Source organism: Solidesulfovibrio alcoholivorans DSM 5433 (genome assembly GCF_000702665.1).
Classification (GTDB): domain Bacteria; phylum Desulfobacterota; class Desulfovibrionia; order Desulfovibrionales; family Desulfovibrionaceae; genus Solidesulfovibrio; species Solidesulfovibrio alcoholivorans.
Map to the genome: position 1 here is coordinate 22,574 of NZ_JNJA01000025.1, position 11,490 is coordinate 34,063.

General features: G+C 68.4%; 6 protein-coding genes and 2 tRNA genes. 4 read left to right on the top strand and 4 right to left on the bottom strand.

The genetic code is table 11. From position 1 onward, the window contains the following. Positions 1-199 precede the first annotated feature (199 nt). On the bottom strand, positions 200-1,051 hold the full coding sequence (locus Q368_RS0121545) for a hypothetical protein (RefSeq protein WP_029461103.1): 852 nt from the start codon (positions 1,049-1,051) through the stop codon (positions 200-202). Positions 1,052-1,174: 123 nt separating this feature from the next. Here Q368_RS0121545 and Q368_RS0121550 point away from each other — a divergent pair, with 123 nt between their 5' ends. Together Q368_RS0121550 and Q368_RS0121555 are read left to right on the top strand one after the other, a co-directional pair. Further along, entirely contained in the window at positions 1,175-6,649 is a 5,475-nt protein-coding gene (locus tag Q368_RS0121550) for an alpha-2-macroglobulin family protein (RefSeq protein WP_029461104.1), read from the top strand. 11 nt (positions 6,650-6,660) lie between these two features. Continuing rightward, on the top strand, positions 6,661-7,938 hold the full coding sequence (locus tag Q368_RS0121555) for a type IV pilus twitching motility protein PilT (RefSeq protein WP_029461105.1): 1,278 nt from the start codon (positions 6,661-6,663) through the stop codon (positions 7,936-7,938). Here Q368_RS0121555 and Q368_RS0121560 read toward each other — a convergent pair. Next, positions 7,935-9,506, bottom strand: coding sequence for a sensor domain-containing diguanylate cyclase (locus tag Q368_RS0121560; RefSeq protein ID WP_029461106.1), 1,572 nt, complete (start codon positions 9,504-9,506; stop codon positions 7,935-7,937). The genes Q368_RS0121555 and Q368_RS0121560 overlap by 4 nt on opposite strands. 112 nt (positions 9,507-9,618) lie before the next feature. Beyond that, positions 9,619-10,503 carry an esterase/lipase family protein gene (locus Q368_RS0121565; protein WP_245611435.1) on the bottom strand — a complete coding sequence of 295 codons (885 nt, stop codon included), beginning with the start codon at positions 10,501-10,503 and terminating at the stop codon, positions 9,619-9,621. Positions 10,504-10,610: 107 nt separating this feature from the next. Here Q368_RS0121565 and Q368_RS0121570 point away from each other — a divergent pair. Beyond that, positions 10,611-10,686, top strand: a tRNA-Val gene (locus Q368_RS0121570). A gap of 9 nt (positions 10,687-10,695) precedes the next feature. Then, positions 10,696-10,772 (top strand) — tRNA-Asp (locus Q368_RS0121575). A 484-nt stretch (positions 10,773-11,256) separates the two neighbouring features. On the opposite strand, the gene Q368_RS0121580 is transcribed toward Q368_RS0121575, so the two are convergent. Next, a partial coding sequence (locus tag Q368_RS0121580) for an ATP-binding protein (protein WP_029461108.1) occupies positions 11,257-11,490 on the bottom strand: 234 nt, incomplete at its 5' end.

Genomic DNA, 11,490 nt, shown 5'->3' on the forward strand with positions numbered 1-11,490 from the left:
GACGATCCTCCTGGTCAAGGTGACGCAACAGGGGTTCGACCAGCACGTCGCGCGTGGTCAAACACCAGCATGACAACATGCACGCCTTTCCCAGCCATTACGTCTCTCTTGCGCGCCCGCGACAAGGAGCAACCGCGTCATGGAAACAACACCGACGAAGGCCCGGTTCGCACGCATCCGACGGCAGCGCCGTTTCTTCCTAGCGACAGGTCGTCTTGCCGGCCGCCGTCGTCTTCCCGGTCTTGAGGTCGAGCGTCATCTCCCGCGCGGCGGTCTTGCCGGCCGGGCAGGCGGGCTTGCCCGCGCCTGTCACCGTTTCCGCGTAGCGCAGCACGCCCGTGGCGACACGCGTCCCGGGCAGGACGGTGGCATCGAGGGTCTGCTTTTGCGTGGCGAGGTTGACGGCCATAATGCCGTGCACGGCGTCGGGCTTGCCGTTTTGGATAAAAAGCGTGTCCCCGGAGAGGCCTGCGAAGGTGAACTCGCCGCCGTTGGGAATCTCGAAAAGCGGCCGGCCTTCGAGGGCCTCGCACACCGCGTCGGGATCGTCGCCCGGGCTGCGGGCCAGCACGCGCAGGATATGGCCGTCGGAGTAGGCGGCCTGGCGGTCGAGCACGGCGTAGCGGGCGTAGAGGTAGCAGACCCTGTTCTGGTAATTGTGGATGTCGGCGGCGTCGGTGCCGGGCAGGCCGGCCTGTTTGCCGTCGGCGATGGTGGTCGCGCCGTATTCCGCCGTCATGGGGCTGATGCTGTCCACGGAAAGGATGCGGTAGGCCTTGCCGTTTCTGGTGAAGGACTCCACGATCCTGCCCTGCACGCGGACCTTGATATTGAGGTCGTCGCCCATGATGGAGGTCGCGTCGAAGGGAATGTAGACGACGCCGGGCTCTTCGGCGTTGTCGAAGACGATGCCGCTTTCCGGGGTGCGGTGGAACATGCCGTAGAGGGTGCTTTTCCCGGCGTCCCCTTCGGGCGCGGCCGGCGCGGGGTCCGCGGCGAAAAGCAGGGACAGCAGCACAAGGGGCAGGAGCGTGCGAAGCGGATGGTGCATGGGGCCTCCGTGGTCGAGATCATTCCGGGTAACAGACAGGGCCGAATTTGCAAGGGTCGCGCGCGCACAGGTCGTTGTTGAAAAAATATGCCGCCCGCGTATGAAAGCCTCATGGAGGGCGGCATGGACCATGCGCAACCCGGCGGCTCGAGCGAACGCATAAAAAACATCCTCATCGCGGTGCTGTTGTGCCTCGCCCTGGGCGAATTCGCCCTGCTCCTGCGAAAGCCCATGCCGGCCCCCGCGCCCGCCGCGTCCCAGGCCTCCGCGCCCGGGACGCAGGCCCCGCACGGGGACGCCGTGCGCCTGCTCGGCGTCGGCATGGACCCCGAACGCGGCCGCTATCTGCTCGCCACCTTCGACCGTCCCGTGGCCGGGGCGACCGAGGGCGCGTCGCCCGCTGCGCCGCCTGCCGCGCTCACGCCCGACCTGCCCGGCAAATGGACCTGGGTTTCGCCGTGGATGCTGCGTTTCGAGCCCAAGGACGGCTTCGCCCAGGCCACGGCCTATACGCTCGCCTTCAAGCCCGACGCGTTCCTGCGCGCCCCCCAGACCCTGGCCGGCCAGACCGAATGGAAAGCCTCCTACGGCGCGTTCGAGGCCACGCGCCTGACGGCGCACCTCGAGCCCGCGCCAGAAGGCGGGGCCATGGTGGTGGTGCGCGGCGAAGCCGCCTTCAACCGCAAGGTGGACCCCAAGGCCCTGGCCGAGAACATCGCCCTGCTCGACCCGGACTCGCCGCAACGGCCCGTGGCGATTTCGCCGACCACGACCTATCCCTCGAAAAAAATCGGCTTCGTGTCCGACCCCATCCGCAAGACGCCGCAGCAGCGCGACGTCAAGGTCGCCGTCACCACCGGGCTGCGCCCGGAAAAGGGCGACGTGGCCCTGGCGCGCGAGGCCGTGGCGGTCATTCCCGTGGCCCTCGACCCGCACCTGCGCCTGCGCGACGTCAAAGCATCTTCCGAGGAAGGCGCGGCGACCATCCGGCTGCGCCTGTCCGCGCCCGTGGAGGCCAAAGAGGAGACCGCCGCCCATGTGGCCGTGGAACCGGACATGGAAACCTCGCTCGCCGGGGACGGCGACGAGCTCGTCCTGAGCGGCGCGTTCGAACCCGGCCGCGAATACACCGTGACCCTGGAAAAGGGCCTCACGGCCGGCGACGGCGCGGTCCTCGACGAAACGGTCTCGCGCACGGTGCGCATCCCGGACCTCGAGCCCACGGTGGACTTCAAGGACCAGGGCATGTTTCTCGGCAAAAACGGCTACAAGAACCTGGCGATAAAAAGCGTCAACACCAACGCCGCCGAGTTGTCCATCGACCGCGTGTATTTCAACAATCTGTTCCCGTTTTTCTCCGTGACCTATTCCGCCTTCGACGACGACTACGAAGGCGGCTCGGTCAACGAGAGCTTCGGCGACCGCATCGTGAACGAACGCATCCCGCTGCGCTACAAGAACAACGCCGCCGTGGTCACGCCCGTGAACCTGGAGAAATACATCCAGGGGCACGAGCCCGGCCTCTACCGCGTGGCGCTCACCGTGCCCGGCAAGTTCCAGGGCGCGCAGCGTTACGTGCTGATCACGGACATCGGCATCGTGGCCAAGCAGGGCCAGGGCGACCTGCTCGTGTGGACCGCGTCCTACTCCACGCTGGCTCCCGTGGCCGGGGCGAGCGTGCGCGTGCTGTCCTACCAGAACCAGGAGCTCGCCGCCGGCGCCACCGACGACAAGGGGCTGTTCCGGGCCAAGGTGCCGCCCAAGCTCCTGGCCGACAAGCGCCCCTACCTCATCGTCGTGCAAAAGGGAGCGGACGTGAGCTACCTGCTCTACGAGCGCTTCCGCGTGGACGCCACGGGCCTCGACGTCGCCGGCGCGGTCATGCCCGACGTCGGCTACACGGCGTTCGTCTACGGCGAGCGCGACATCTACCGCCCGGGCGAGACGCTCGAGGGCGTGGCCGTGGTGCGCGACGCGCGCCTGGGCGTGCCGCCGTCCATGCCCGTGACGCTCAGGCTCAACGACCCGCAGGGCCGCAAAATCAGCGAACAGGCCGTGGTCACCGGCGCGCAGGGCCTCGTCACGCTGCGCCAGGCCCTGCCGGCCCAGTCCCTGACCGGCTCCTACACCCTGGAGATCACGGCCGCGGACACGGTCATCGGCCAGTACCGCTTCCAGGTGGAGGAATTCGTGCCGGACCGCGTAAGCGTCGCGGTCAAGGCGGACACGGAAGCCGCCGGCCCCGGGGAATCGCTGCCCTTCACCGTCAACGGGCGCTACCTCTTCGGCGCGCCGGGCGCGCACCTGCCCGTGGAGGCCCGGGTACGGCTGGTCAAGGCGGCATTCGCGCCCAAGGGCTACGCCGGCTACGTCTTCGGCGACCCGGAGCGCAGCTTCGAGGACACGGAATTTTTCGAGGAGGCCGGCAACCTCGGCCCCGACGGCCAGGCATCCTTCGACGCCCCGATCCCCGACGACCTGTCGCCGCCGGCGGCGCTCGAGGCCATCGTCACGGCGCGCGTGCGCGAGGGCGGCGGCCGGGGCGTCACGGGGCTGGCCCGCATCCCGGTCCACGTCTACGCCGCCTACCCCGGCCTCAAGCGCCTGGCGAGCGACGCGGCCACGCCCGGCAAGCCCGTGCGCTTCGACTACGTGGTCGTTTCGCCCGACGGCAAGCCCGTGGACGCGCCGGAACTCACGGCCACGCTCTACCGCGACACCTGGCAGACGGTGCTGCGCAAAAACCCCGACGGCGCGTTCACCTACGAGTCCGTGCGCGACCCCAAGACCGTGGAGACGCGCACCGTCTCCGCCAAGGGCGGCAAGGGCGCGACCTCCTTCACCCCGCCGACCTTCGGCAGCTACCGGCTGGTCCTCGCCGACCCCGCAAGCGGCGCGTCGAGCCAGCTGGAATTCTACGCCGGCGGCTTCGGCTATTCGCCCTGGGCCGTGGAGAACCCGGCACGCATCGAACTCAAGCCCGACAAGGCCGAATACGCCTCGGGCGAGACGGCCCGGTTCCAGGTGCGCGCGCCCTTTGCCGGCAAGCTCCTCGTCACGGTCGAGGGCTCGGGCGTGCACGACGTCCAGATCGTCAACCTTCCCGGCAACACGGGCGAGATCGCGGTGCCCGTGCGGCCCGAATACATGCCCGGAGTCTACGTGACCGCGACCCTGGTCAAAAAGGCCGCCGACGTCACGCCGGAAAGCCCGTCGCGGGCCTTCGGCGCGGCGCCCATGCCCGTGGACAAGGCCTCGGGCCGTCTGCCCCTTGCCGTGACCGCGCCGGAATCCATGCGCCCGGGCGGCAAGCTCACGGCCGAGGTTGCGGCCCCGCCCGGCAGCGTCGTCACGGTCGCTGCCGTGGACGAGGGCATCCTCCAGCTCATCGCCCAGAAAACGCCCGATCCCTTCGCGTTTTTCTACGCCAAGCGACGGCTCCAGGTGGAGACTTTCGACACCTTCTCCCTGCTGTTGCCCGAAGTGCCGCCCGTGATGGGCAAGGCCCTCGCCGGCGGCGGCGATTCCCTGGAAGACCTCTCCAACTTCGTGCGCACCCAGAGCCCGGGCCGGCGCACCGTGGCCTACTGGTCCGGCCCGGTGTCCGTGGGGCCTTCGGGCAAGGCGCAGGTTTCCTTCGACATCCCCGAATTCCAGGGCCAGGTGCGGCTCATGGCCGCCGGCGTCTCGGGGCGGCGCTTCGCCGCGGCCGAGGCCAGGACCTTCGTCAAGAGCCCGCTCGTGCTGCTGCCGTCGTTCCCGCGCTTCCTGGCCTTCGGCGACGTCGCGGACATCCCCGTGACCGTGCGCAACGACACGGGCAAGGACGGCTCCTTCGCCATCTCCCTGACCGCGTCCGGTCCGGCGCGCGCGGCCGAACCCACGCGAAACGTCGCCATCGCCAAGGGCGCGGCCACGACCGTGGCCTTCCCGGTCACGGCCGGGGACGCCGAGGGCGTGGCGGAATTCGCCGTGGCGGTTTCCGGCAACGGCGAACGCTCGGCCGACACCGCAAGCCTGCCCGTGCGCTCCCCCCTGCCCGCGCGCACCACCATCCGTTCCGGCGCGCTGGAAGCGGCCAGCCTCACCGTGCCGGAACTGGCGTCCGGGGAGTTCGTGCCCGGCACGGCGCGCCTCGACGTCACGGTCGGCCGCTTTCCGCTCATCCGCTTCACCGGCAACCTCAAGGCACTGCTGTCCTATCCTTACGGTTGCCTGGAACAGACGGTCTCGCGCGCCTTTCCCCTGCTCTACTTCGCCGACCTCGCCCGGGCGCTGGACCCCGGGGCCTTCGACGCCCTCTCGCCCCAGGGCATGACGCAAGCCGCCATCCGGCGCATCACCGGCATGCAGCTCTACAACGGCGGTTTTTCCATGTGGCCCGGCGGCTCCGAACCCCAGGCCTGGATGAGTCTTTACGCCGCGCATTTCCTGGCCGAGGCGCGCCTGGCCGGCTATCCCGTGGACCCAAACGTGCTCGCACAGGCCCTGGCCTTTGCCGGCGAAACCGGCAGGCAGGCCGACCTCGCCACGCCCGAAGGCCTCACGCGCGCCGCCTACGCGCTCTTCGTGCAGGCCAAGGCCGGCCGGGCGGACATCGGCGCCATGGACAACCTGCGCGACACCAGGGCCAAGGCCCTGCCGCCCGAGGCACGCGGGCTGCTCGGCGCGACCTATGCCGCCGTGGGCAACGCCCGCACCGCGGACGCCTTGGTCTCGGGCCCCATCCCGGGCGGCGAAACGCAAAAGGAGACCGGCGGCAACCTGTCCTCGCCCCTGCGCGACAAGGCGCTGTTCCTCTCCGCCCTGCTCGACGCCGCGCCGGCCGACCCGAGGCTGCCGAGCCTCGCCGAAGACGTCGGGCGGCTGCTCGAGGGCGAGCCCTACCCCTCGACCCAGGAAAACGCCTTCGCCCTGCTGGCCCTTGGCAAGTACTACGCCCGGCAGCAGGCCAAAAAGCCCTTCTCCGGGACGCTCTACGCCGGAACGGGTGTGCTGTCCGATTTCAGCAGCGACAAGGCGCTGAGCCTGCGCGGCCTGCCCCAATCCGGGGACCTGCGCATCAGCGTGGACGACGGCTTCGAGCCCGGGGCCTGCTTCTACAGCGTGCGCACCCGGGCCGTGCCGACCCCGGCCGCCTACGCGCCCCAGGCCGCGGGCCTCGAGGTCGCGAGGACGTTCCTGCACCGCGACGGCACGCCCCTTGCGGCGGGCGCGGACGTGCCGCAGGGCGCTCTCGTGGTCGTCAGGTTCGCCGTGCGCGCGACCAAGGGGCCGGTGGCCAACGTCGTGCTCGAAAACCTGCTCCCGGCGGGGCTCGAGGTGGAAAACCCGCGCCTGGCCACCACCGAGCGCCTGTCCTGGATGGAGGCGGCGGACGAAAATGACACGCCCGCGTACCTCGACATGCGCGACGACCGCACCCTGGCCTTCACCGATCTTGCGGACACGAAATGGCACGTGTCCTATGCCCTGCTTCGGGCCGTTACGCCGGGCAGCTTCACCGTCCCGCCCGCCCAGGCCGAGGCCATGTACGCCCCGGAACTGCGCGCCGGAGGACCCATCTCCAAGCTGACCGTGTCCGCTCCGGTCAAATAAAGCGCAACCCCATGGAAAAGTTCTTTAAACTCGTCAGCTCCTGCGCCAAGAACGGCATCACCGACCTGCACATCCGCACCGGCCAGCCCGTGGCCGTGCGCAAAAACGGGCACCTGCACTTCCAGCGCGACATCGTCTTCGACACCGCGGACATGGAAGAGCTCCTAAACCGCCTCACGTCCGAACGGCAGCGCCGCCAGCTCGCCGAACGCTGGTCCGTGGATTTCTCGGTCTATCTCCAGGACGCCCAGATGCGGCTCAACGCCTTCTACTCCGCCGACGGCCTGGGCCTGGCCGTGCGCTTCCTGCCGTCGGTGGTGCCGGACTTCGAGTCCCTGAACCTCCATCCGTCCCTGCGCGACCTGTGTTCGCTGCACCACGGGCTCATCCTCATCTGCGGCCCCACGGGCAACGGCAAGTCCACGACCATCGCGGCCATGATCCGCGAGATCAACCAGACCCGCGCCGCCCACGTCATCACCCTGGAAGACCCCATCGAATACCGGTTTACTTCGGAAAAGGCGCTCATGGACCAGCGCGAGCTCGGGGCGCATTTCCTGAGTTTCGAGCAGGGGCTGCTCGATATCCTGCGCGAGGACGCGGACGTCATCATGGTGGGCGAGCTGCGCGACCCGGAAACCATGCGCCTGACGATCAACGCCGCCGAGGCCGGGCACCTGGTCATCGCCACCCTGCACGCCGGCACGCCCGAGGAGGCGCTCCTGCGCCTGTGCAACGCCTTCGGCGAGGGAGCCCAGGATTTCGCCCGGGCGCAGATCGCCTCGTGCCTGGGCGCGGTGGTGGTGCAGCACATGGAGATCCTGCCCCGGGTCGGGTTCCGCGCCCCGGTGCTCTCCATCCTGCGCAGCAACAACTCCGTCAAAAACATCATCCGGGAAAACCGCCTCAACCAGCTCGAGAGCATCATTCAGGCCGGCAAGGGCGAAGGCATGTTCACCTTCGAGCGCTATCGCGAGGATTTCCTGGACCAGAAGCCGAAACTGACGCCGCCGACCGTGGCCTTCCGCCCAAACCAGAACGCCGCGCCGCCCACGCGTCCCATCGAGGCCCCGCAATCCCCGTCCATGCAGGCGGCGCACCCGCAGCATGCGCAAGCCGCGCCCGCGCCCCAGGCCGGGCCCCTTTCGCCGCCCCCGCCCCACGCGGCTCCGGCAACCCCCGCGGGCGCGTCACGCCTTGACGATCTCCCGACCACGGGCCCCTACCGCATCGACGACGAGCCGCCCCTGGAGGAACTCGTGGCGCAAATGCGCCGGAAAATGCCCTAGCCCGACGTGTCGCCGTCCTCCGCACAGACATCCTCACGCAGGACATAGCGGTTCTTGCCAAGCCGCTTGGCCTCGTACATGGCCGCGTCGGCCATATCCAGGGCGTGCTTGAGGCTCGGCTCGCCCCCCTGGCAAAGCGACACGCCGATGCTGCACCCGAGGCCCATGCCCAGGCCGCCGACGCCCGCCACGATCCGCGCGGCCATGGACGCGGCCGCGGCGCGCATGTGGCTTTGTTGCGCCGTCAGGCAGACCACGAACTCGTCGCCGCCCAGGCGCCCGGCCACGTCAGTCTCGCGGATGCTCTCGCGCAGCACCCGGGCCGTCTGCGCCAGCACCCGGTCGCCCTGTTCGTGGCCGTGGACGTCGTTGACCTGCTTGAAGCCGTCGAGGTCGATGAACATGACCGCAAGGGCGAGGTCCGGCTCCTGGCGCACCGCGTCCTCGAGCTTTCTGGCCAATTCCCAGAAGCGGTTGCGCATGGGCAGACCCGTGAGGGCGTCGATAAGGGCCTGTTCCTCGCGGTCCCTGGCCGCGAGCAGGCAGGCGCGCACCTCGCCCATTTCGCGGATGATGACGCCCGCGTCGTACGGGCGCTCCCCTTGGGATATTTCCGTCGAAGCCGCGATCAGCACGGAGACGTCGTGCTCCAGGCGGCGGGCCAGCCAGAGCGAGGCCGCAAACCCCGCCGCCAGGCACAGCAGACCGGCCACGCCGAAACGAAGAAGCATCCGGCGCAAAGGCGCAACGAACGCGTCCTCCGGGACGCCGATGACCACGGTCCACCCCCAGTCGCCCACCTCGGTCCTGGCCACAATCACCGGATACGCCATGCTTCCGGAAACGGTCGCGCCGTTGTCCTCGGGCCGGACCGAGCCGATTTCCTTCCGGCTCTCCTCGCCGAGCACGGCCCCGAGAAACGCCGAGGGATCATAGGACGCGACGATGGCATCGCCGGACAGGATGGCCACGCTCCAATTCTCGGGAAGATGCTGTTGCCCGAGCAAGGCATAGACTTCGACAATGGGAGTGAGCGCGCGCAGGCAGTACAGGGCCTTTGCCCCCACGAAAACGGGCACGCCGAGGCTCACCAGCCGGGAGTGGGAAATCGTGCCAACGTACGGCCCCGAAACGATGGGACGCTCCGATTCGATGACTTGGAGGGCGGAGGCGGGGTCGCTGGTGTCGGGGAGACGTTCGCCGAAAGGGCGCTGGGTGTTGAACAGGATCGCGCCGTCCCGGTCCACCAGCGACATGGAGAAACTGCCTCCATCACGGGCAACGATCCTGACGGCATGGCTGTACAGGGCTTCGAGGTCGTTCCTGCGGCCGGCTTCGCTTTCGGCGATGGCGGTGAGCATGGAGGCCCGGGCCGCCAGATGCCGCCCCACGACGGAGGCGATGGCGAGCGCCCGGCGCTTGAGGGAGACCGTCTCGATTTCCCGCTGGCTCTTGATGGAATCGAGCAGCATGACGCAGGAGAAAAGCGCCATGGGCACGGCGGCAAGGGCCGCCAAGAGCAGCAGCCAGGAATGGAAGGCGACGCGCGGCGTTCCGGCTTGCGGCATGGGCCTCTCCTTGCAGGGGATGCCCGCACACGACAGGGCGATATTCCCTTGTAACCAAAGTCGGGCGACGCGCGCAATGGCGTTGCGCGCCCGGCCGGCGTTTCGCGCGAGCTCAGGCCTGCCGTCTGGCGACCGCCGCGGCCAGGAAGCCCGCAGCCCGGGCGATGACCGCAGGATGCCAGAGCATGCCCAGATGGGAGACGGCCGGCGTCGCCTCCTCGCGCCATCCGGGTCGTCCCACGGCCAGCCCGACCAGGGGCGCGACCATGGCGTCCACGGGCGAGGCCAGGGACAACAGCGCAACCTCCGGCGGATCGGGCAGCGCCGCCACGATGCGGCTGACGGGGCCGCCGGGGACAAGGCCGCGCCCCAGGCGTCCGAACGCCAGGACGGCGAGGCTGCTGCCGCCGTGAGGCGCGCCGAGGGTCACGCAGGCCAGGGTGCGGCGGCCGAAGTCCCCTTCGGCCATCAGCCGCCGCGCGAGAAGCCCGCCCAGGCTGTGGCCGAGGAAGCACAGGGGCGCATCGGGCGGCAGCCAGGCGCGCAGCCGGGCCGCAAGCGCCTGCGCCACGGCCTCGAAATCCGTCCCCAGCGAGAAATAGCCGGGGCACAGGACGAGGCCGAAGCCGCGCCGGGTGAGGGCTGGCCGGAAGCACAGGAAGGCTGCGGGGTTGTGGTAAAGTCCGTGCAGACAGACCACGACCGGTTCGCCGCTGCGGGGCATGCGGCGCGGCGCGCGGCCGACCAGCGGCCCAAGCGGCAGGGTCAGGCCCATGGCGCAATAACCGCCGAAGCTCGTGGCCAGGGCCAGAAGCCTGCAGCGCAGCCGCCGGCCCCGGCAGGCGGCCTCCAGAAACGGCGGCGGCGCGTGGCGCAAGGCTGCGCACAAGGCCCAGACCTGGCTCACGGCCATGGCGGTGGCCGCGACCAGCAGGCCGCCGGCGGCCAGGATGGCGAGTCCCCTGAAAAGGAACGCAAAGTCGGGGGGCGGCAGCATGATTTCATCATAGCGAAATCGCAGAGGAAAACAAGAAAATTTCGCGCTGGCGAAAAAAAACGTTGACGGCGGGTGTCCAGATGCGTAGATACCGTGTCTCGCCGGGCGGGCGGGTAGCTCAGCTGGGAGAGCATCGGCCTTACAAGCCGAGGGTCACAGGTTCGAGTCCTGTTCCGCCTACCAGAGATATGCGGGGTCGTAGTTAAGCTGGTTATAACGCCGGCCTGTCACGTCGGAGGGCGCGAGTTCAAGTCTCGTCGGCCCCGCCAGGAAATCCAGGGAGTTAGATGCAAATCTGACTCCCTTTTTCTTTGCTTAGAGATTTTCCCCCACACTATCCCCCACACGCGACGTCAAAATCGGTCTTACTCGATACTAAAAGACGGGGCATATCCAGTTCACTGCCCCGCCTCTTCCCCTTCTCTTAAATCCCCCGGCAGAGAAAGCCACCCACCGCCATGCTCAAGAACCTGAAGCGGGAAAAGCCGTGGGGCAAGCTGCGGATGTCGCGCAAGAATTATGAGATGTGTCGGCCAGGGCAAGTTCTCCAGGACTTCCCTTTCGGTTAAGGCCGCTATGGTATACAGGTCAATAAAGGCTTTCGATCCCAATGCCGGGGGAGTCTATGGCCGCCTTTATCCGCATTCCTAGTTCATCTGTCAAACAGCACCGAAAAGTGACCCCCAATCAGCGTCCAAAATTGACCCCCTCGATGTTGATGTCCGCCCTCCATCTAATCGGGGAGGGGGCGCCTCATTGGCTTCTGTGCTTGAGCCTCCAGCTATCATTGCCAGTCTCGATGATCTCGCAGTGATGCGTCACACGGTCCAAGAGCGCCGTGGTCATCTTGGCGTCTCCGAAGACTTGCGCCCATTCGCCGAACGTCAGGTTTGTCGTCACCAGCACCGAGGTCCGCTCGTAGAGCTTGGAGAGCAGATGGAACAGGAGTTGGGCGCTGTTTCGGGAAAACGGCAGGTAGCCAAGCTC

What these genes read in the sequence shown, in the direction of transcription:
- Q368_RS0121550 (WP_029461104.1), top strand. Translation starts at nt 1,175, where the DNA reads ATGGACCATGCGCAACCCGGCGGCTCGAGCGAACGCATAAAAAACATC.
- Q368_RS0121555 (WP_029461105.1), top strand. Translation starts at nt 6,661, where the DNA reads ATGGAAAAGTTCTTTAAACTCGTCAGCTCCTGCGCCAAGAACGGCATC.
- Q368_RS0121565 (WP_245611435.1), bottom strand. Translation starts at nt 10,503, where the DNA reads ATGCTGCCGCCCCCCGACTTTGCGTTCCTTTTCAGGGGACTCGCCATC.
- Q368_RS0121560 (WP_029461106.1), bottom strand. Translation starts at nt 9,506, where the DNA reads ATGCCGCAAGCCGGAACGCCGCGCGTCGCCTTCCATTCCTGGCTGCTG.
- Q368_RS0121545 (WP_029461103.1), bottom strand. Translation starts at nt 1,051, where the DNA reads ATGCACCATCCGCTTCGCACGCTCCTGCCCCTTGTGCTGCTGTCCCTG.